Below are 20,772 nucleotides of genomic sequence, written 5' to 3' on the forward strand. Positions count from 1 at the left end.
TAAAAGGAAAACAAAACGGGGTTTTAAGTACTAAATAACTTAAATTTTTGCTATTGTATGTATGAAACAAAAAACAAAAAAATAATGTTGACAAACAGATTTTCCCATGCTATGATATACGAGGTTCGAGCGAAGAACCATTAATAAGCTGATGTGGCACAGATGGTAGCGCACCTCATTGGTAGTGAGGAGGTCACGGGTCCGATTCCCGTCATCAGCTTTGAAAACAAACGGGAAGTCTTAATTTATAGACTTCCCGTTTTTGTCATATGCAAAAAGGAAGAAGGAGGCACATCGAAATGGAGAAACGAAAAAGGAAAAAGAAAAAGAGCAAATGGTCTGTTTTTTTTAAGCCTGTAAAAGTCATTCTTTTCCTGTTTCTGGCGGTTATGGTTCTGGGCTGTCTTGCCGGAGGTGCCGTATTTTTAAAATATCAGGATGAGATTTTAGCCTGCAAAGAAAAGGCTGATTTAATCATGAGTAAGACAAGCAAGACTGATTTTTCCCAGCCGACAGATACAAGGATCTTTGATGCTTCCGGTAACCTGATCGGAACCATTAATTCTGGTCATTATGAGTATGTTCCAATTACAGAGATCAGCGAGAATCTTCAAAAAGCTTATGTAGCCCAGGAGGACAGACGCTTTTACAAGCACAAGGGAATTGATTATCTGGGACTTCTCCGTGCAGGTATGGTATTTGTAAAGAACCGGGGAACCATTACCCAGGGGGGAAGTACCATTACCCAGCAGGTAATTAAGAATACCTATCTGACCCAGGAACGGACATTTCAGAGAAAGCTGACTGAATTTTTTGCAGCTCCGCAGATGGAACAGAGATATTCAAAAGCTGAGATTTTAGAGTTTTACTGCAATACTAATTTTTACGCAAACCGCTGTTATGGAGTATCGGAAGCCAGCCGTTATTATTTTGATAAAGAAGCAAAAGACTTAACGGTTTGGGAGGCAGCGACTCTGGCAGGAATCAGCAACAATCCCTCCAGATATGATCCGGTTGCTCATCCGGAGACTTCTCAAAAGAAAAGGGATCAGGTCATCAACAATATGGCTGTTAATAAATTAATTACCGAAGAAGAGCGGGATTATGCAAAGGCTCAGCCGCTGACTGTGGCAAAGGTCTATGAGCCTGGGACAAAAGAGAATTATCAGACAAGTTATGCCATTCATGCGGCAACTCTTGAGCTGATGAAGAACGACGGATTTGTGTTTAAATATGTTTTTGATAATAAGTCTTCCTATGATGCGTATAAAGAACAGTATCAGGAAGTTTACCAGTCCAAAAGCGATATGATCAGAAATGGCGGGTTTGAGATACATACCAGTCTGGATACCAACATCCAGAATCTGTTGCAGAGTAATATTGATGAGCGGCTGAAAGGCTTTAAAGAGCTTCAGAAGAATGGAAAGTTTGCCCTGCAGGGAGCAGCAGTCTGCATTGACAACCGGACAGGATATGTGGTTGCAATTGTGGGAGGAAGGGGAACTGACGATGAATATAACCGTGGCTTTCTAAGCAAACGGCAGCCAGGTTCCACCATTAAACCGCTGATTGATTATGCTCCGGCATTTGAAACCGGATTTTATTATCCATCCAGACTTGTCAATGACCATTTGTTTGAAAAAGGACCGAAGAACAGCGGCGGCAAATATTTTGGCAATGTTTCTGTAAGGGAAGCCTTAAACCGCAGTTTAAATACAGTGGCGTGGCAGGTGTTGGCAGATATTGGAGTCGACAAGGGAATCGGATATCTGGGTAAGATGCACTTTACCGGTTTAAGCTATATGGATAACGGGAATACCAGTATGAGTATCGGCGGCTTTACCGAAGGGGCAAGAATCATTGATATGGCAAAGGGTTACTCGGTACTGGCCAATAAGGGAATGTACAGCAGCAGGTCTTGTATTACCAGCATGATCAGCCAGTATGATGGAGAAGTATTTAATGGAAATCAGGCAGACGAGCGGGTGTTTACAGAAGACACTGCCTACATGATTACGGATATATTAAAGGGAACTCTCGATAAACCTTATGGAACCGGGAGTGGTCTGGGACTTAATGTTCCGGCGGCAGGAAAGACCGGTACCACAAACAGCAATAAAGATACCTGGTTCTGCGGATATACCAAACATTATACCACCTCTGTATGGGTAGGATATGATACGCCAAAGGCAATGCCTGGTGTCTATGGAAAGACATATTCTGGCAGAATTTGGAGAGATTTTATGACTCAAATTAACAAAGAGCTGCCGGCAGAGGATTGGGATATGCCGTCTACGGTTTCTCTTTATAATGTTGATTCCATGGGAGAGAAGACATCGAATGAGACAGGAAGAAAAGACCTGTTTTCCTCAATTGCTGAGGCAGCAGCCAAAGCAGATGCAAGGAAATGGCAGGAAGAGGAGGAACGCAAGAAGCAGGAAGCATTGGTAAGAAAAGGCCAGGAGGATTCTCTTGCTTCCCAACAGGCAATTGAAGAAGCAGCAGCTTCTTTACAGACATTGATTGAAGAACTGAATAGTCTGCAGTACAGAGACAGTTCTTCCGAGGAAAAGGTCAGCACTGCCCAGTCTCTGTTAAATCAGCTTGCTGATACGCCGTATTACGATAGTTTAGGACCTTCGCTGGAAGAAGCTCTTAACCACGTATCTGGTCTTCCAAGGAAGGAAGATTCCAGCCAGAAACCCCAGGAGATCGGTCCGGGAGTCACAAGACCTTCTGAAACAACTACACCTGTATTTCCGGGAGATATGGAACCTGGATATGGAGATGAGCCAGGGGCAGGTCCGGAGGATTACGATTATGGTCCCCAGTCTGTAGGACCTGGAATGTAATGGAAAAGTAAAAAGATAATTTTGCCAAAACATTGTTTTTTCCGGTTATAGGGTATATAATGGGCTATGCGGTCTCTTTATTTAACCGCATGGCTTGTTAAATGACACTTGCCAACCATAAGAAAGAAGATATAGGAGTGTGTTCACAATGACAAAAATAAGAACAAGATACGCACCGAGTCCTACTGGCCGTATGCACGTAGGGAATTTAAGAACCGCAATGTATGCGTACCTGATTGCAAAACATGAAGGCGGTGATTTCCTTCTCCGCATTGAAGATACGGATCAGGAACGTTTCGTGGAAGGCGCTGTCGAGATTATTTACAGAACCCTGGAAGAAACAGGTCTGGTTCATGACGAAGGTCCTGACAAGGATGGCGGTGTGGGTCCTTATGTCCAGAGTGAGCGTCAGGCCTCCGGTATCTATTTAGAATATGCAAAGAAGCTGATCGAAAAAGGGGAAGCCTACTACTGCTTTTGCGGTCAGGACAGGCTGGATACTTTAAAGAGAACAGTAGACGGACAGGAAATCATGACTTATGATAAGCATTGTCTTCATCTGTCGAAAGAAGAGGTTATAGAAAAGCTTGCTTCCGGAATTCCCTATGTCATCCGCCAGAACAATCCAACAGAAGGGAAAACCACATTTCATGATGAGATATATGGCGATATTTCTGTAGATAATTCAGAGCTTGATGATATGGTATTAATGAAATCCGATGGATATCCAACCTATAATTTTGCGAACGTTGTAGATGATCATTTGATGGGAATTACCCATGTGGTAAGAGGAAATGAATATCTGTCCTCATCCCCTAAATATAACCGGCTTTATGACGCATTTGGCTGGGAGGTTCCGGTATACGTTCATTGTCCATTGATTACCAATGAGGAACATAAAAAGTTAAGTAAGAGAAGCGGACATGCTTCCTATGAAGATTTGATTGAGCAGGGGTTCATTTCAGAAGCGGTGGTCAATTATGTGGCACTTCTTGGCTGGTCTCCGGAGGGCAATCAGGAGATATTCTCCTTAGAAGAACTGGTAAAAGAATTTGACTATCATAACTTAAGTAAATCTCCGGCTGTATTTGATATGGCAAAGCTGAAATGGATGAACAGTGAATATATGAAGTCCATGGATTTTGACGGATTTTTCAAGCTTGCAGAGCCGTATATAAAAAAGGTGATTAAAAAAGATCTGGATTTGAAGAAGATTGCAGCCATGGTTAAGACGAGAATCGAGATATTCCCGGACATTGCAGAGCATATTGATTTCTTCGAGGCTCTTCCATCCTACGACCTTTCCATGTACACCAATAAGAAGATGAAGACAAACAGCGAAACTTCTCTTTCTTTATTACAGGAAGTGCTTCCGATTCTGGAATCCCAGGAAGATTACAGCAATGACGCTCTGTATGAGGCTTTATCGAAGTATGTGGCAGAAAAAGGCTGCAAGACAGGCTTTGTTATGTGGCCGATCCGTACAGCCGTTTCCGGCAAGCAGATGACACCTGCCGGCGCTACTGAGATTATGGAAGTTCTTGGAAAAGAAGAATCCTTAAATCGAATCAAAGAAGGAATCAGACTTTTAAGCAACGGGACTTTATAAAAGAAATTGAAAGAAAAGCAGAGGAACCGGCTGAGACCGGTCCCCTGCTTTTCTTTCTGTACAAAGGAGGAATTGATGAAGGAACCAATTATATATGAGGGTGCCCAGAAAGAAGCAGTTTTTCATGACAAAGGCCCTATGCTGGTTTTGGCTGGTCCGGGATCAGGAAAAACATTTACGATCACTCACCGGATCCATCATCTGATTCATGATCTGGGAGTAAATCCTTCCAATATTCTGGTTATTACATTTACCAAATCCGCAGCAGGAGAGATGAAAGAGCGGTTTGAAGAACTCATGGAGGGAAAGACAGCTCCCGTAAGCTTTGGAACCTTTCATGCTATATTTTTTCGAATTTTAAAGTTTGCATACCGCTATGATGCCAGAAGCATTGTAAGGGATGAGCAGAGAATCCAGTACATAAAAGAAGAGATGGATCAATGCCGTATGGAGGTGGAAGATGAGGCGGATTTTGTATCTTCCGTTTTATCAGAGATCAGTTCGGTTAAAGGAGAAATGATTGATCTGGATCATTACTATTCTAAAAACTGCTCTGAGGAGATTTTTAAACAGCTTTATATGGGATATGAGGGACGGCTGCGCAGGGCAGGTCTGATTGATTTTGATGATATGCTTGTGATGTGTTACGAATTGTTTACACAGAGAAAGGATATTTTAGAGGCATGGCAGAAAAAATATCAGTATATTTTAATTGATGAATTTCAGGACATTAATCTGGTACAGTATGAAGTTATCCGAATGCTGGCTGCACCGGAGAATAATCTGTTTATTGTGGGAGATGATGATCAGTCGATCTATCGGTTTCGGGGTGCAAAGCCTGAGATCATGCTTGGATTTGAAAAGGATTACAGGGATGCAAAAAAAGTAGTGCTTAATGTGAATTTCAGAAGTACCAAAGAGATCGTTCAGACCGCAGGATTGTTAATTGCCCACAATCAGGTCCGTTTTCCTAAGAAGATCATACCGAAAAAAGGAAATGGAAAACCGGTAATCACCAGGATGTGGCAGGACCCCCAGGAGGAAAATCAGGAGATCGTCAAGGAGATCATGGACTATCGGAAGGCTGGATTTGCCTGGCAGGAAATGGCTGTTTTATATCGGACCAACCTCGGTCCCAGAATGCTGATTGAAAAGCTGATGGAATATAATATTCCATTTTCAATGAAAGACTCGGTTCCTAATTTGTTTGATCACTGGATTTGTAAAAACATCATTGCTTATATCAAAGGGGCCTGCGGAGATTTATCCAGAGGAAATGTATTTCAGTTTTTAAACCGCCCAAACCGTTATATCAGCCGGGATGCTCTGGACGGCAATGTGGTAAACTGGGAATCGGTAAAATCTTTCTATCAGGATAAAGGGTTTATGATTGAACGAGTGGAACAACTGGAATATGATCTCCGGATGATTCGAAATATGGCACCAGTTGCAGCCCTTAATTACATTAGAAAAGCGGTGGGGTATGACGACTATATCAGAGAGTATGCCCAGTACCGGAGAGTGAAACCGGAGGAGCTTTTTGAGATTCTGGATCAGATAAAAGAGAGTGCAGTAAATTATCCTACTTTTGACCAGTGGTTTGATCACATGAAAGAATATGGGGAAGAGTTAAAGGCCCAGGTACAGGCAAAAGAAAAAGAGGTGGATGGGGTAGCACTTATGACCATGCACAGTTCAAAAGGGCTGGAATACCCGATTGTGTATATTTTGGATGCCAACGAAGGAGTAACCCCTCATCACAAGGCGGTTCTGCCTGCGGATCTGGAGGAAGAACGGCGGATGTTTTATGTTGCCATGACAAGAGCAAAGGAACGTCTTCATATCAATTATGTACGGGAACGATACAGCAAAAAGCAGGAAATCTCCCGATTCGTAAAAGAATATTTAAATCGGGGATAGGAAAGGAGAATGTATATATGGAGTCTTGTATCCATATCTATTGTGGGGATGGAAAAGGAAAGACAACGGCTGCTGCAGGTCTGGCAGTGCGTGCATCAGGAAGCGGAAAAAAGGTTCTGATTACCCGTTTTTTAAAGACGGATTACTCCGGAGAGGTGAAGTCTCTAAACCAATTGCCTGGAATAACGGTAACACCCTGTGAGCAGAGTTTTGGCTTTTTTTCAAAAATGTCCGAAGAACAGAAGCTGGAAGCAAAACGTTATTATTCTTTCTTGCTTCAACAGACTCTCCAACAGGCAAAGGAGCAGAACTATGATCTTCTAGTACTGGATGAGATCATGGCAGTATCCAATTATAAGCTTGTGGATGAGGCTGTTTTGCTGGAGTTTTTAGAACATCGTCCAAAGGATCTTGAAGTGGTGCTCACAGGAAGAGAACCATCTGAGAAACTGTTGGAACTGGCTGATTATGTATCGGAAATAAAGAAGATCAAGCATCCCTATGACAGAGGAATAAAGGCAAGGAAGGGAATCGAATATTGAGAGAGAAATCCCTTGATTTTTGTCGGATTGTCTGGTAGAGTGAAAGCAGGCGTTTCTGAACGTCTTAGTAAGCAGATTAATTTAAAAAAGTGAGGTATCAGGATGGCACAGGATCCTAATTTAGAGCACGATGGAATGGAACCCCAGGAGGAGATGACCGTAACTCTGACCCTGGATGATGGAAAAGATCTGGAGTGCGTAGTACTTACCATCTTTACAGCAGGTGAAAGAGATTATATTGCCCTGCTTCCCATGGATGGTCCGGAGGCAGAAGAAGGAGAAGTTTATTTATACCGTTATTCTGAGAAAGAGGACGGACAGCCGGATCTTGCGAATATTGAAGATGATGATGAATATGAGATCGTTGCAGAGGCTTTTGATCAGTTACTCGATGAAGCAGAGTATGATGAGCTGGTAGGCGAAGACGAAGAATAAACAGATGAGAACCGGGACAGGCGCTATTTATGGCAGGTCCCGGTTTTGATTTTGCCGGTATGGCAGGGCGTGTCTGTATCAATAAATCAGCTTTGGAGAATACAATTTATTGTAAAGTTTATGGAGAAGCATGTTACAGGATAAGACAAAGAAGATCTCCAGTGCCGTGCTTACGATTCCTGAAAGAATTAAGAGGAATGCGGATAACACAGTAATTCCTGACAGACAGATAAGGTAAGAGCGGTAAGCCGTTTTATTCATACAGTATAATTTCCACATAATCATGTAAAGGCAGATCAGCAGCGAGATGGATGCCATAAAAGAAAGCATAACATGAAGGACGGAAGAAAATGGCTGGGAATCAGGCAGGTAAGGGGTTAAGACACCAAATGCCAGAAAGAAGATGGAAAGAAGGCTTAAGGCTTTCTCTTTCTTATTCCTTGGCAAGATGAATATAATCTGTTTTAAAATATAATAAAAATAGGCGCCTACAATAATTCCCCACAGCAGGAAGAAATTCTTACGGCTGGGTAAATTGCCGAGAACGGAAAAATTCATGGTAAACCAGTTTGTTCCCCATGCAAATAATATGGTATACACTGGAATGATGAAATAAGCAGTAATGGTTGATAAGAACATAAAAGACCTCCAGGAGTTTATCTCTTACTATTCTGTCAATTCCAGCACAAAATTACACTTAAAATCTTCATTTCCCTAAAAATTTAACGGAAATGATAAGTGATCAGACCCGATTTTAAGAAACTGCATATCTTTTGGAAGAGGAGCCTCAAAGAAAAGCGGAATTTGTTCAATGGGGTGAATGAAATTCAGGCGAAAAGAATGGAGCGCCTGTCTTTTTATATAGCGGTAATCCGGATGATAGAGGAAATCTCCTGGAAGAGGGTGACCGATGGAGTTTAAATGCACTCTGATCTGATGGGTTCTTCCGGTTTCCAGTTCCAGACCTGCCAGGGAGTGATCGGTTACAGGGTCATAGAACAACTTTTTATAATGCGTAACTGCCCGCTCTCCAGACGGTGATACGCATCGTTCAATGGTGGAATCATCCACTCGTTTGATAGGATTATCAATGATTCCGCTCTCAGGCAGATTTCCGCAGACGATGGCGAGATATCTTCTCTGGATTTGCCTGTGTTTAACCATATTGGATAAAATACAGGCACTCAGCGGATTTTTCGCCAGGATCAAAAGCCCTGTAGTATCCCGGTCCAGCCTGTTGATGGCACGGTAAACAAACGAGTCTCCTTTTTCCTTAAAATAGTGGGCAATTCCGTTGGCAAGTGTGTGGGAATGGTTTCCCTGAGATGGATGAATCGGAACATCAGCTTCTTTATTCACCACCATGAGATGCTGATCCTCGTATACAATATCCAAAGCCATGGGCGTTGGTGTAATGTGTCTGGAGGATTCTTCATCAACCAGAAGAACTGTGAGAGTTTCTTCCGGAATCAGTTTATGAGTGGTATATACCAGTTTTTGATCTATGGTTATTCCATTTTCTGTATTTCTTAAATGCCTGATCAGACTTTGGGAATATCCTTTTGACAACAGGTATTGTTCCACCGTTATATTTTGCTGTTCTTCCGTTATGCGGTATGTCATTGTTGTTTTCATAAAGGGATTCTATCACGATGCCACAGGATTGACAAGATGGAACCATAGGTTATAATTAGTAAATAGAAAAAAGGAGGACATGCAGGATGTTCAATCAAGATATGTATGAGGCGTTAGAAAAAGAATTTGAAAAGAACCGGATCGAAGAAGATGTGGAAGAAGTTCTGCTTGATTTGGCAGAAGCGCTGGCAGATAAGAATATTATGGATAAAGAAATCAGTTTAAAGGAATCCTATGGAAAGACAGCAGTTGAGGTAACTGGGATCTGTTCCGAAGAAGAGGAAGAAGTAACGGTATTCATCAAACGGGTAAAGGTTGCGAAAAAAGAATTTGAGATCAATGATTATCTTCTATAAATAATCCATTGAGAAACAATTTATTCAGACAGCAGAAACGGGGGCGCACACTTTATGGGATCAATAAAGAAGGAGCGCCTGCCAAAAGAAATCTTCATGGATATTCTCTGTGATCTGGCAGGTGCATTATTATTTAATATAGGAATCTATAACTTTGCGGTAAATGCAGAATTTGCTCCGGTGGGAATATCGGGAATTGCCTTGATTTTGAGGTATCTCTTTGGCTTGCCCATGGGAATTACCAGCATTGTCTTAAATATTCCAGTAATTTTAGTCAGCTATAAAGTCCTTGGCAGAAGTTTTCTGCTCCGTTCCATGAAAAGCATGTTGATTTTTGCACTGGTGCTGGATTATGTTGTTCCGTATTTTCCTGTCTACCATGGGAATCCGTTGTATGCGTCAGCCTGTACCGGAATACTCTCTGGGCTGGGACTGACCCTTGTCTATCTGAGGAATTGTTCCACCGGGGGAACTGATTTCCTTGTTATGGCAATCCGCAAACAGGTTCCCCACTATACCATCGGTCAGATCTCGCTGGTCATTGATGCAATTGTCATCTTAGCCGGTGGTCTGGTATTTCGTAACATTGATGCAGTTATTTTAGGTCTGTTATCCACCATAGTGACCACCATGGTTATTGATAAGATCATGTACGGTCTTGGTTCTGGAAAACTTGTTTTTGTAGTAACAGATCATGAGCGGGAAGTGGCACTGAGAATTGAAAGAACCACAAAAAGAGGCTGTACCTTTTTAAAAGGAGAAGGTTCCTATTCTCTGAATGAGAAAAGAATTGTCATGTGCGCATGCAATAACAGCCAGGTGGTTCCCATTAAGCGGGCAATTCATGAAGTGGATAAGCAGGCATTCCTGATTATTACAGATTCCAATGAAGTGTACGGGGAAGGGTTCAAAGGATTAGGAGAACAGTAAGATAAGGCTCAATCATTCACAGATGTTTTTCTTTTCCGCTTACATGATCGACAATCGTATCCCTCTTTAAAAAGCTGGCTCTCATTACACTGTCCGTTCCGAATTTGTTCCGGATATGATCGACTGCTTTTTCCATCTCTTTCATTTTTTTGGATTGTTCTGATTCAAAAAGGTTTAACTGGCTATACCCATCTTCTGTAATCTTTGTAGTTCTGACTCCTATGAGACGTAAAGGAGTCTTATCCCAGAATTCTTTTAATAAGGAGCAGGCATTGTCGTAAAGAACTGTGGTGGAATCCGTAGGACTGTTCAGGGTCATCTGATGGGACTGAGTGTGAAAATCCCAGTCCTTGATCTCCACAGACACACAGTCACACTGAACCTTGTCGTGGCGTAGTCTTGCTCCTACAGTTTCACATAGGGAAAGGAGAACCTGACAGGCGACATCGTAGTCATCCACATCTCTGGATAAGGTGGTGCTGTTGCCATAACCTTTATTCACTGGTTCCCGTTCTTCCACTGGAGAATGATCAATGCCACAGGCATAATCATGTATCAGCAACGCATATTTTTCCCCTAACAGATGCTTTAAATGATTGGCGTTGCAGGCAGCCAGTTCACCAATTGTGTGGATTCCAATGCTCTGCAGCTTTTTTTCGGCAGAATGACCTACAAAAAATAATTCCCTTATGGGAAGGGGCCACATCTTTTGCGGAACTTCATGGGAAAATAGTGTGTGACAGAGATTGGGCTTTTTAAAGTCAGATGCCATCTTTGCCAGCAGTTTATTAGGCGCAATTCCGATATTGACTGTAAAACCAAGCTGGTTTAAGACTTCTTCTCTGATCTGGTTGGCAACCGTGAGGGGAGTGCCAAAAAGATGAATGGTAGAGGTCATATCCAGAAAAGCTTCATCAATACTGAATTTTTCAATATCAGGGGTGTATTTGGATAACAGGTTCATAAGCTGCCTGGATTTCTCCAGATATATCTGGAAATGGGCAGGCACAACAGTGAGGTTGGGACATTTCTTTAAGGCATGGGCAATGGGTTCTCCAGTGGAAATTCCGTATTTTTTTGCCGGCGTTGACTTGGCAAGGACAATTCCGTGTCTGGAGGAAGCATCGCCGCCTACTGCAGAAGGAATGGTGCGCAGATCCAGAGCGTCAGGGTCCTGCTCCAGCCGGGCTACGGATTCCCAGCTTAAAAATGCAGAATTTACATCAATATGAAAAATCAGTCGTTGAGATTCCATGATATTCTCCTTTCTCTTTTATTATACCGAAAATATGTTCGGAAAGTAAAGGGAATAATTGAAAAAACAATGGAATAGGATAAAATAAAGTCAAGCGGGAGGCTCTTTCATGAGGCACGTCACAAAAAGATTTCTGTTAGCTGCTGTATTCGTCCTGTTTTTTGTGGCAGGAATAGGGGTATACAGGCTGTCAGAGCGAGAGACTGTCAATGGGAAAGTAACTGTAGAAGAGAAAAAGAAAGAAAAACCGGTCCAGACAAAGGATGAATTAAATCTTTATGCTCAGTCAGCGGTCCTAATGGATGCCTCGACCGGCCGCATCTTATATGGAAAGAATGAAGATCTGGTCCGGCCAATGGCCAGTACCACAAAGATTATGACCTGCATCGTAGCTCTGGAATATGGAAATCTTTCTGATACGGTAACAGCCAGTCAAAAGGCGGCATCGCAGCCAAAAGTTCATCTTGGTGTTTATAAAGGAGAGACATTTACACTGAAAGATCTGCTTTACAGCCTGATGCTGGAATCCCATAATGATGCGGCAATGATGATTGCGGAACATGTTGGAGGGAGCATGGAGGAATTTGCGGAGCTTATGAATCAGAAAGCCAAAGATTTAGGCTGCAATAACACCTATTTTATTACTCCCAACGGGTTAGATGCCAAGGAAGAAAAAGATGGACAGGTGAAAGAACATTCCACCACAGCAGCAGATCTTGCCAAAATTATGAATTACTGTATTGGGCAGTCCCCAAAGAAAGAGGAATTTTTAGAGATAACCGGGACACAAAGTTATTATTTTCAGGATCTGGAAAGGAAAAGGTCCTTTAGCTGCAACAATCATAATGCGTTGCTGCATTCCATGAATGGGGCATTTTCCGGTAAAACCGGATTTACCGGAGGGGCAGGGTATTCTTATGTAGGCGCATTAAAAGATGAGGGAAGAGTTTATACCATTGCTTTACTGGGGTGCGGCTGGCCTCCCCACAAGACTTATAAATGGTCTGATGCAAGAAAACTGTTTCAATACGGGCTGGATCGCTTCCATTATAAAGATGTGTTTCAGGAAACCAATTTTCAGGATATTTTAATTAAGAATGGGGTTCCGCCTTCTGGCAGGCTGGAAGATCCGGTGTTTGTTTCCTGTGGGATTCTGGATTCTGAGGATAAGAACTTAAAAATTCTTCTGGCAGAGGATGAGAAAGTAACGGTAGAGGTGGAACTTCCCAAAGAGTTAAAGGCACCCGTATCAAAGGGGCAGACAATCGGCTCTGTTGTATACCGTCTCAATGGAGACGTGTTAAAGGCATATCCGGTCCATTTGATGGAAGGTGTGGACCGTCTGACTGCTTCCTGGTATGTGAAGAATATTCTAGATCAGTATCTGACCCTTCCAGGGCTTAATTCTGTTATTCCTTTCTTATAGAGAGACTGTATGATATAATGAAGCAGACAGAATTTGTGCAGATTGAACAGGAGGAATACATGAAGATGAGAGAACAGTTGAATTGCAGCATGGGGCGAATCTTTTTAGAAAAACTTCCCAATACACGGGATCTGGGTGGAATCAGAACCACAGAAGGAAAAATGATTCTTCCTAAAAAGCTGATCAGGAGCGGAACCCTGTATGAAGCAACGAAACGGGATATAGAGATCCTGGCTGATGGCTTTGGGCTTGGGACTGTCATTGATTTTAGAACAGAGGCAGAACGGAAACAGAAACCGGACCCTGTAATTCCAGGCGTTGTCAATATATTTAATCCCATTCTTGATGAAGAAACTGTTGGAATCACCTTTGAAGAGGGGGAAGGAAGACATGAGTTTCAGGGAATTATCAATCATGCTGCGTCTCTGTCAGGAAAGCCTCACCAATACATAAACAAACTATATGAAAACCTTGTGTTAAGCCAGTATGCAGCCAGTCAGTATGGACGTTTTTTCGACCATCTGCTGGAAGCAGATGAGCGGGCAGTGCTTTGGCATTGCAGTGCGGGAAAGGACCGGGTCGGGATTGGAACAGCCTTGCTCTTATCCGCTTTATCTGTAGAGCGTAGAATCGTTGTGGATAATTTTACAGAAACCAATACTTATGTGATGGAGGGAGCGCAGAAAATCGCTTCCTATGCCGAACAGGAGACAAAAGACCAGGAACTGGCTCATTGTGTCCGTGTTCTGCTGACCGTATCAGAGGACTATATTCTCCATGCTTTTTCCGCAATAGAAAAGACATTTGGAACAGTAGAGGAGTATCTGGAAAAGCGGATTGGTCTTACCCATGAGAAACGGGAAAAATTAAAGCAGAAGTACTTAACTGCTCAGATCTGAAACAATATTAAAAATCCCTGAACTGTGAAATGACGGTTCAGGGATTTTTTTAAGCGTTTAAAATGAGACAATCCCCATCTTTTAGACAGGTCTGACCGTCTGGGATCAGGGAACTTCCGGCACGCTGAACCAGAAAGATTAAAGTATCTTCTGGCAGAGTCAGATCGCTGATTTTGTGATTGATCCAGGGGTGGTACGGTCCGATCTGTACTTCCCGAAGCTTCATCTTATTGTCTGTGTATTCCGGACTGTTTAAGATGACAGAATCTTCCGCCAGAATCATAGTATCTCCTCTGGGAATGAGGGTCTTTCCATCCCGTAAAATCATGACCGCCATCATTCCATTTGGAAATACAATATCTTTTAAGGTATGGTTAATCCAGGGATGATCCTGGGGCAGCCGGATCTCTGTTAAATGGATAGACGGATCTTCGCTGTAATCGTTAAAGGTTTTAAAGATGTTATCCGTTGCTCCAATGACGTTTAACTTTTTTGCCATCCAGGGGAGCAGAGATCCTTGAATGGATACGGAGAGGAGGCAGACACAGAAAACAATATGGAATATATCCAGTTCCAGGACTGTGGGGTTTAATACGGCAAGTATGGCAAAGACGATAGAAACAGCCCCTCTAAGACCTGCCCAGGAGATTAAAAGCTGCTGTCGGAAAGGAACCTTAAATGGAGTGAGGATAATACCTACCACAATGGGTCTTGCGATGAACAGCATAAATGCCCAGATGCCGATGGAGGGTAAAATGACAGGAACAATTCTGGAAGGGAAACATAAGAGTCCGAGAAGGAAGAACAGTACGATCTGCATCATACCCGTTATTCCGTCAAAAAAGTGAACCATTTCTGCTTTATAATGGATTTTACTGTTTCCAATTATAATTCCTGCTATGTATACGCTTAAAAAACCATTTCCTCCTACGGAATTGGAAAGACCAAAGGTCAAAAGGGCGATGGACATGCCCAGAATCGGAAGCATTTCTCTGGAACGAAACTGTTTGATCCGGAAAATAAAGTAGCCTGCAGCACCAGCCAGTGCACCAAAAATCAGTCCGAATAAAACTTCTTCGCCAAAAATGATTCCAATAGAAGCGGCAGAAGTTTTTCCGTTCATGATACCGAGAACAATGATGGTCAGCATATAGGAAACCGGATCGTTGCTTCCGCTTTCCACCTCAAGAACAGAAGCCATACCATTGACCAGATTCAGTTTTTTAACCCTTAATATGGAAAAGACGCTTGCTGCATCGGTAGAACTTAAAATAGAACCGATGAGAAGTCCCTCGAGCAGAGAAGTCTTCAATACGAAATAACAGAAAAGACCGGTAATAACTGCGGTGAGAATTACACCTGCACTGGATAAAATGATAGATTTGACTGCCACTGGTTTCGCTTCATGCCAGTTGGTACCAAATCCCCCATAGAACATGATGAAAATGAGAGCAACGGAGCAGATGGTTTCGGAAAGGGCATAGTCAGAAAAGTTGATTCGAAAGATTCCGTCTGTTCCAAACATCATGCCAAGTAAGATAAAGAGCAGCAATGACGGAACGCCGATCCGGTAAGATAAGTTGCTGGCAAGAATGCAGAGAATACAGATGACAGCCGCTACGATTAGATAGATTTCCATGAATTTCCTCCTTGATATCAATATCAGAAATAAGTATATCACATAATTCCACAAGAATAAAAGTAGAAATTAAAAGGAATAGGCAGAACGAAAGAATTTACAGAATCTTACAGATTGCAGTCTAAGGTTTACGGTTTTAGAAACTCTATTGACTTGTCGTCTTTTTAAGTGCTATACTGTGCCCGAAGCAATGAATGGACGCAGGGAGGAACCAGGAATGAACAGAAAAAGAATCAGTTGCATTTGTCTAGCCGCGCTGGTTGTCATGGTTTTCTTGGTCGGCTGCAGTGGAAAAGGAGCAGCAGATTCCGAGAGTACTCCAACAGAAACAATCACGGAGGAGACAACACAAAGAGAAACTGTAGCCGTCCAGACAGAAGAAGAGACCTTACAGGTAATGGTGGGTGAGGAAGGACCGGGCGCAATGGAGAGCAGTGAAAGTCAGGAACCGGATAAAAAAGCAGAGGCATTTGCAGAGAAAATCCAGGAGGCAGTTTCTGACCGGAATCTGGATACATTAGCAGACTTACTGTTTTACCCATGTGTATTTATAACCGGAGATCAGGAAAAGATTATTCTTGAAAAAAGAGATGATTTAACAAAGCAGAACCCGGATATGGTTTTTGGAGATGACCTGATGGTTGCAGTCGCCAATGTAGACACTGGGATGTTAGAGATCTCTCCCGCAGGAATTGTCCTGGGAGAAGGAGAATCAAGAATTATCTACCAGGTTAAGACCGATGGAACCATGGGAATAACAGAAATTAAAGAATAGCTATGTGAATTATTTATAAAAATAATACAAAAAACTATACAAATCGACGTATATATCCAAGAGTTACATCAAAATGCTTATTTATGGAAAGAATAGGAGTCTATCATTGTGAAAAACAAATAGATTCCTGTTCTTTTTTTGCTAAAAACAGCTTGTAATTCGTCATATTTAATTATACAATTACAAGGAAGAATCTGAGTGTTTTCTATAATTTTCCTGATAGATGCAGGTGAAATTATATATTTATTACAAAATGGAGGATTGCAAAATGAGTAATTCAACACAAACATCAGCAAGCAATCGGATACATGCTTTGCTTGATGAGAACAGTTTTGTTGAAGTTGGCGCCTGTGTAACAGCAAGAAGCACAGATTTTAATATGCCATCAAAGGAGACTCCGGCTGACGGTGTTGTTACTGGCTATGGTACAATTGAGGGCTGTCTTGTTTATGTATACAGCCAGGATGCGTCAGTTCTTGGCGGTTCTGTAGGAGAGATGCACGCAAAAAAGATCACAAAACTTTACAATATGGCGATGAAAACAGGTGCACCTGTAATCGGCCTGGTTGATTGTGCAGGATTAAGGCTCCAGGAGGCAACCGATGCTTTGAATGGTTTTGGCGAGATTTATATGAGTCAGACTCTGGCTTCCGGTGTGATTCCGCAGATTACCGCAGTATTTGGAGCCTGCGGCGGCGGAATGGCGGTTTCAGCAGCAATGGCAGATTTCACTTTAATGGAAAGCAGGAGCGGAAAACTGTTTGTTAATTCTCCGAATGCAATCCATGAAAATTATACGGAAAAGTGCAATACTGCTTCCGCTGAATTCCAGAGCAAAGAAGCAGGTATGGTGGACTTTACCGGAGAGGGAGAAGAACTTTTATCTAAGATCAGAACTCTTATTTCCATTCTTCCCTCTAACAATCAGGATGATCTTTCTTATACGGAGTGTAAAGATGATTTAAACAGAATCTGTTCTGATTTGTCCAATTATGTGGGAGATACGGCAATCGCTCTTACCATGATTTCCGATGACCAGTTTTTTCTGGAGACAAAGAAAGATTATGCACCTTCCATGGTTACTGGATTTATCCGTTTAAACGGAGCGACCATAGGCTGTGTTGCCAACAGAACAGAAGCTTATAATGAGAGTGGGATTAAAACAGCTTCATACGAGCCTCTTTTAACAGCACGAGGCTGTGAGAAGGCGGCAGAATTTGTGAATTTCTGCAATGCTTTTGACATTCCGGTTCTCACCCTTGTTCATACGAAGGGATATGAGACAACCATGTGTTCTGAAAAGCGGATTGGAAAAGCGGCAGCAAAACTGACCTATGCCTTTGCCAATGCAACCGTTCCAAAGGTTACAGTCGTAATTGGTGAAGCTTTTGGAACCGCATATTTAACCATGAACAGTAAATCCATTGGTTCTGATATGGTATATGCCTGGCAGAATGCCTCTATCGGCATGATGGATGCAGAGGAAGCTTCAAAGATTATATATGCCGATGAGATTGCAAAATCGGAAGATGGAAAGGCTCTCATCAGTGAGAAGGCAGAGAGCTATAAAAAGCTCCAGTCCAGTGCAGTTTCAGCAGCAAAGAGAGGGTATGTCGATGATATCATTGATGCCAGCGAGACAAGAGCCAGAGTGATCGCTGCATTTGAGATGTTATTTACGAAAAATGAGGATCGTCCCGCAAAGAAACATGGCACGATTTAGAATGAGGTGACGGAAATATGAAACTGAATTTAAAACGAGTAGTGTTGGGACTTGCCATGGCAGTCTGTCTCTTTTCCTTTCCCATAAACAGTAAAGCTGACACCGTTCCTACAGAAATTGATGACAGTGTAAAGGTGAGGCTTGAGCAGCTTCCTCAGCCTTTTTTACAGGCGTTTGTGGATTTAAAGGACAGTGAAGCAGAACAGTTTAAGGCACAGTTGGAAAACATTGAAAGTTATGCCCCTCTTATCCCGGCAACCGATACCTGGCAGAGCATAAGACAGGAACTGGGAGAACTGGTTTCCATAGAAGAAAGGGCAGAAGTAAAAGCAGTGCCGGAAGGGTACAGTGCAACATTAGAGGCTGTATTTGAAAATAAAAATTTGAATTTCACCATCACAACGGATCCTGGAATTACAAAGTTATTGAGTGTAACCTTTGAACCGGAAAGAGCGGGAAACAGTCAGGAAGATTTATATGGCTGGCTGGCAGTGGGTGCCATCGTTCTCGTGATTGTGATTGTTGGATTCCGTAAATATAACAGCAGACCAGAGACTGGTTCCGGCAAAGAAAATGATGAAACTGCTGGTGCAGCGCCATTAATGGAATCAGGTGTGGAAACGGTTGGTGAGACGGCTGAGCTTGTTGATGATCTGGAGCTGGTTGCAGTTATTACAGCAGCGATTGCGGCAAGTACAGGAAGTTCACCAGGCAGTCTTGTAGTTCGTTCAATCAGACGTGCGCCGGCAGGCAGATGGAAAAATGCTAAATAATCAGGAGGATTTTCATTATGAAGAATTATACAATTACAGTGAATGGCAATGTTTATGACGTAACCGTAGAGGAAGGAACTTCCCAGGCATCAGCACCAAGAGCCGCAGCGGCACCAAGGGCAGCAGCACCGGTACCTGCAGCAGCACCTGCACCTGTTCCGGCAGCACCGGTTCAAAAGGCAGCAGCACCTTCTGGCACACAAGGTTCCGTAACTGTGGCAGCTCCCATGCCAGGAAAGATTTTAAGCGTTAAGGTAAGTGCAGGACAGTCTGTGAAAAAGGGAGATGTACTGGTTGTTCTTGAAGCTATGAAGATGGAGAATGAGATTGTAGCACCTTCTGATGGAACCGTAGCAAGCATTCATGTATCATCGGGTGAGTCTGTAGATTCAGGTGCTACATTAGCCACATTGAATGAATAACAATGATCAGGAGGTAAGACAATGGCAGTAATAGAGAAAAAGCCGGTCAGGATTGTTGAGACAGCTCTTCGTGATGCTCATCAGTCTCTGATTGCTACAAGAATGACAACTGAACAGATGCTTCCGATTGTGGAAAAGATGGATCAGGTTGGTTATCATGCAGTGGAATGCTGGGGCGGAGCAACGTTTGACGCATGTCTCCGTTTTTTAAAAGAAGATCCCTGGATGAGACTTCGGAAATTAAAAGATGGATTTAAGAATACGAAGCTGCAGATGCTTTTCCGTGGACAGAATATCTTAGGTTATAATCATTATGCCGATGACGTGGTTGAATATTTTGTCCAGAAGTCCCTTGCCAATGGAATTGATATCATCCGGATTTTTGACTGTTTGAATGATATCCGCAATCTGGAGACGGCTGTAAGTGCATGCAACAAGGAAAAGGGTCATGCACAGGTTGCATTAAGTTATACTCTTGGTGACGCATATACCCTTGATTACTGGAAGGATATTGCAAAGAGAATCGAAGGTATGGGAGCTTCCTCCATTTGCGTAAAGGATATGGCAGGACTTTTAACACCTTATAAAGCGGAAGAACTCATAAGCGCTTTAAAGGAATCCACAAAGCTTCCTATTGATGTTCATACCCATTATACGTCTGGTGTTGCTTCCATGACTTATTTAAAGGCGGTAGAAGCAGGCTGTGATATCATTGATACGGCGATGTCTCCTCTGGCACTGGGTACCAGTCAGCCGGCTACCGAGGTGATGGTTGAAACATTCAGGGGAACTCCATATGACACAGGATTTGATCAGCACCTTCTGGCTGAGATCTGTTCTTACTTACAGCCAATCCGTGAGGAAGCATTAAAGAGCGGTCTTTTAAATCCCAAAGTACTTGGTGTTGATATTAAAACACTTCAGTATCAGGTACCTGGAGGAATGCTTTCCAATCTGGTGAATCAGTTAAAAGAAGCAGGTCAGGAAGACAAATACATGGAAGTTCTTCAGGAGATTCCAAGAGTCAGAAAAGATCTTGGAGAAGCACCTCTTGTTACACCATCTTCCCAGATTGTTGGAACCCAGGCGGTTCTTAATGTAATCAGCGGTGAACGGTATAAGATGGTGACCAAGGAAACCAAGAAGATGTTCTTAGGAGAATTTGGGCAGACAGTAAAACCCTTTAACGCAGAAATTCAGAAAAAAATCATCGGTGATGAAGTTCCCATTACCTGCCGTCCAGCAGATAATATTGCTCCTCAGCTTCCAGGATTTGAAAAAGAATGTGCACAGTGGAAACAACAGGATGAAGATGTATTGTCTTATGCACTGTTTCCTGCTGTTGCAAAAGAATTTTTTGAATACAGGGCAGCGCAGCAGACAGGTGTGGATTCAAATATTGCAGATAAAGATAATAAAGTATACCCGGTATAACCGGACTTTTGCCTCCCGATATTGGGAGGCTTTTTAAATGCGAAAGATTTTCTTACAAATAATTCCAATTGCCTGAAGATTTACTGATTCAGTTGACACATGGTATCATTTGTCATTATAATAAGAAAATGGGTAATCTACATATAA

The 20,772-nt window shown here is 42.5% G+C and carries 18 protein-coding genes and 1 tRNA gene; 15 read left to right on the forward strand and 4 right to left on the reverse strand.

What is annotated here, in order from left to right; genetic code table 11:
- Positions 1-147 precede the first annotated feature (147 nt).
- The 6 genes from FAY33_RS12645 to FAY33_RS12670 all read left to right on the forward strand — a co-directional run bounded on the left by FAY33_RS12645 (position 148) and on the right by FAY33_RS12670 (position 7,358).
- Positions 148-220: transfer RNA gene (locus FAY33_RS12645), tRNA-Thr, on the forward strand.
- Between the two features lie 79 nt (positions 221-299).
- Entirely contained in the window at positions 300-2,852 is a 2,553-nt protein-coding gene (locus tag FAY33_RS12650) for a transglycosylase domain-containing protein (protein WP_143321584.1), read from the forward strand.
- A 148-nt stretch (positions 2,853-3,000) separates the two neighbouring features.
- Positions 3,001-4,461: a glutamate--tRNA ligase gene (gltX, locus tag FAY33_RS12655; protein ID WP_143321585.1), complete on the forward strand. Its 1,461-nt coding sequence runs from the start codon at positions 3,001-3,003 to the stop codon at positions 4,459-4,461.
- 75 nt (positions 4,462-4,536) lie between these two features.
- Positions 4,537-6,381, forward strand: a complete 1,845-nt coding sequence (locus tag FAY33_RS12660) for an ATP-dependent helicase (RefSeq protein WP_143321586.1) — start codon at positions 4,537-4,539, stop codon at positions 6,379-6,381.
- Between the two features lie 17 nt (positions 6,382-6,398).
- The gene (locus FAY33_RS12665) at positions 6,399-6,923 is read left to right on the forward strand and encodes a cob(I)yrinic acid a,c-diamide adenosyltransferase (protein WP_143321587.1); all 525 of its coding nucleotides are present in this window, start codon (positions 6,399-6,401) and stop codon (positions 6,921-6,923) included.
- A gap of 102 nt (positions 6,924-7,025) precedes the next feature.
- The gene (locus FAY33_RS12670; protein WP_143321588.1) at positions 7,026-7,358 is read left to right on the forward strand and encodes a DUF1292 domain-containing protein; all 333 of its coding nucleotides are present in this window, start codon (positions 7,026-7,028) and stop codon (positions 7,356-7,358) included.
- Between the two features lie 78 nt (positions 7,359-7,436).
- On the opposite strand, the gene FAY33_RS12675 is transcribed toward FAY33_RS12670, so the two are convergent.
- Positions 7,437-7,997 (reverse strand): hypothetical protein, encoded by a 561-nt coding sequence (locus FAY33_RS12675; protein ID WP_143321589.1) that lies wholly within the window; start codon positions 7,995-7,997, stop codon positions 7,437-7,439.
- Positions 7,998-8,072: 75 nt separating this feature from the next.
- The gene (locus FAY33_RS12680; RefSeq protein WP_143321590.1) at positions 8,073-8,993 is read right to left on the reverse strand and encodes an RluA family pseudouridine synthase; all 921 of its coding nucleotides are present in this window, start codon (positions 8,991-8,993) and stop codon (positions 8,073-8,075) included.
- Positions 8,994-9,079: 86 nt separating this feature from the next.
- On the opposite strand from FAY33_RS12680, the gene FAY33_RS12685 reads away from it, so the two are divergent.
- Positions 9,080-9,349, forward strand: coding sequence for a U-box domain-containing protein 56 (locus FAY33_RS12685; protein WP_143321591.1), 270 nt, complete (start codon positions 9,080-9,082; stop codon positions 9,347-9,349).
- A gap of 54 nt (positions 9,350-9,403) precedes the next feature.
- A complete protein-coding gene (locus FAY33_RS12690; protein ID WP_143321592.1) occupies positions 9,404-10,279 on the forward strand; it encodes a YitT family protein in 876 nt (291 codons plus the stop codon).
- Positions 10,280-10,295: 16 nt separating this feature from the next.
- Here FAY33_RS12690 and FAY33_RS12695 read toward each other — a convergent pair whose 3' ends face one another.
- Positions 10,296-11,534 carry a DNA polymerase IV gene (locus tag FAY33_RS12695; RefSeq protein WP_143321593.1) on the reverse strand — a complete coding sequence of 413 codons (1,239 nt, stop codon included), beginning with the start codon at positions 11,532-11,534 and terminating at the stop codon, positions 10,296-10,298.
- 109 nt (positions 11,535-11,643) lie between these two features.
- Between FAY33_RS12695 and FAY33_RS12700 the strand changes: the two genes are divergently transcribed.
- Together FAY33_RS12700 and FAY33_RS12705 are read left to right on the forward strand one after the other, a co-directional pair.
- The gene (locus FAY33_RS12700; RefSeq protein WP_143321594.1) at positions 11,644-12,960 is read left to right on the forward strand and encodes a D-alanyl-D-alanine carboxypeptidase family protein; all 1,317 of its coding nucleotides are present in this window, start codon (positions 11,644-11,646) and stop codon (positions 12,958-12,960) included.
- A 59-nt stretch (positions 12,961-13,019) separates the two neighbouring features.
- Complete coding sequence (locus FAY33_RS12705; RefSeq protein WP_185967611.1) at positions 13,020-13,859, forward strand: tyrosine-protein phosphatase; 840 nt, start codon at positions 13,020-13,022, stop codon at positions 13,857-13,859.
- 49 nt (positions 13,860-13,908) lie between these two features.
- Here FAY33_RS12705 and FAY33_RS12710 read toward each other — a convergent pair whose 3' ends face one another.
- Complete coding sequence (locus tag FAY33_RS12710) at positions 13,909-15,498, reverse strand: potassium/proton antiporter (RefSeq protein ID WP_143321596.1); 1,590 nt, start codon at positions 15,496-15,498, stop codon at positions 13,909-13,911.
- A gap of 217 nt (positions 15,499-15,715) precedes the next feature.
- On the opposite strand from FAY33_RS12710, the gene FAY33_RS12715 reads away from it, so the two are divergent.
- From FAY33_RS12715 to FAY33_RS12735, 5 genes are all read left to right on the forward strand, one after another.
- Complete coding sequence (locus FAY33_RS12715; protein ID WP_143321597.1) at positions 15,716-16,273, forward strand: hypothetical protein; 558 nt, start codon at positions 15,716-15,718, stop codon at positions 16,271-16,273.
- Between the two features lie 268 nt (positions 16,274-16,541).
- The gene (locus tag FAY33_RS12720; RefSeq protein WP_143321598.1) at positions 16,542-17,996 is read left to right on the forward strand and encodes a carboxyl transferase domain-containing protein; all 1,455 of its coding nucleotides are present in this window, start codon (positions 16,542-16,544) and stop codon (positions 17,994-17,996) included.
- A 17-nt stretch (positions 17,997-18,013) separates the two neighbouring features.
- Positions 18,014-18,769, forward strand: coding sequence for an OadG family transporter subunit (locus tag FAY33_RS12725; protein WP_143321599.1), 756 nt, complete (start codon positions 18,014-18,016; stop codon positions 18,767-18,769).
- Positions 18,770-18,786: 17 nt separating this feature from the next.
- Positions 18,787-19,191 (forward strand): biotin/lipoyl-containing protein, encoded by a 405-nt coding sequence (locus FAY33_RS12730; protein ID WP_143321600.1) that lies wholly within the window; start codon positions 18,787-18,789, stop codon positions 19,189-19,191.
- A gap of 21 nt (positions 19,192-19,212) precedes the next feature.
- Entirely contained in the window at positions 19,213-20,625 is a 1,413-nt protein-coding gene (locus tag FAY33_RS12735) for an oxaloacetate decarboxylase subunit alpha (protein WP_143321601.1), read from the forward strand.
- The last annotated feature ends 147 nt before the right edge of the window (positions 20,626-20,772 follow it).

The sequence above is a fragment of the Clostridium sp. HBUAS56010 genome, from assembly GCF_007115105.1.
Classification (GTDB): Bacteria; Bacillota; Clostridia; order Lachnospirales; family Lachnospiraceae; genus Lacrimispora.

Bases quoted from the DNA above. Each gene is read 5' to 3' on its own strand.
- FAY33_RS12650 (WP_143321584.1), top strand. From the start codon at position 300: ATGGAGAAACGAAAAAGGAAAAAGAAAAAGAGCAAATGGTCTGTTTTT.
- gltX (WP_143321585.1), top strand. From the start codon at position 3,001: ATGACAAAAATAAGAACAAGATACGCACCGAGTCCTACTGGCCGTATG.
- FAY33_RS12660 (WP_143321586.1), top strand. From the start codon at position 4,537: ATGAAGGAACCAATTATATATGAGGGTGCCCAGAAAGAAGCAGTTTTT.
- FAY33_RS12665 (WP_143321587.1), top strand. From the start codon at position 6,399: ATGGAGTCTTGTATCCATATCTATTGTGGGGATGGAAAAGGAAAGACA.
- FAY33_RS12670 (WP_143321588.1), top strand. From the start codon at position 7,026: ATGGCACAGGATCCTAATTTAGAGCACGATGGAATGGAACCCCAGGAG.
- FAY33_RS12675 (WP_143321589.1), bottom strand. From the start codon at position 7,997: ATGTTCTTATCAACCATTACTGCTTATTTCATCATTCCAGTGTATACC.
- FAY33_RS12680 (WP_143321590.1), bottom strand. From the start codon at position 8,993: ATGAAAACAACAATGACATACCGCATAACGGAAGAACAGCAAAATATA.
- FAY33_RS12685 (WP_143321591.1), top strand. From the start codon at position 9,080: ATGTTCAATCAAGATATGTATGAGGCGTTAGAAAAAGAATTTGAAAAG.
- FAY33_RS12690 (WP_143321592.1), top strand. From the start codon at position 9,404: ATGGGATCAATAAAGAAGGAGCGCCTGCCAAAAGAAATCTTCATGGAT.
- FAY33_RS12695 (WP_143321593.1), bottom strand. From the start codon at position 11,534: ATGGAATCTCAACGACTGATTTTTCATATTGATGTAAATTCTGCATTT.
- FAY33_RS12700 (WP_143321594.1), top strand. From the start codon at position 11,644: ATGAGGCACGTCACAAAAAGATTTCTGTTAGCTGCTGTATTCGTCCTG.
- FAY33_RS12705 (WP_185967611.1), top strand. From the start codon at position 13,020: ATGAAGATGAGAGAACAGTTGAATTGCAGCATGGGGCGAATCTTTTTA.
- FAY33_RS12710 (WP_143321596.1), bottom strand. From the start codon at position 15,498: ATGGAAATCTATCTAATCGTAGCGGCTGTCATCTGTATTCTCTGCATT.
- FAY33_RS12715 (WP_143321597.1), top strand. From the start codon at position 15,716: ATGAACAGAAAAAGAATCAGTTGCATTTGTCTAGCCGCGCTGGTTGTC.
- FAY33_RS12720 (WP_143321598.1), top strand. From the start codon at position 16,542: ATGAGTAATTCAACACAAACATCAGCAAGCAATCGGATACATGCTTTG.
- FAY33_RS12725 (WP_143321599.1), top strand. From the start codon at position 18,014: ATGAAACTGAATTTAAAACGAGTAGTGTTGGGACTTGCCATGGCAGTC.
- FAY33_RS12730 (WP_143321600.1), top strand. From the start codon at position 18,787: ATGAAGAATTATACAATTACAGTGAATGGCAATGTTTATGACGTAACC.
- FAY33_RS12735 (WP_143321601.1), top strand. From the start codon at position 19,213: ATGGCAGTAATAGAGAAAAAGCCGGTCAGGATTGTTGAGACAGCTCTT.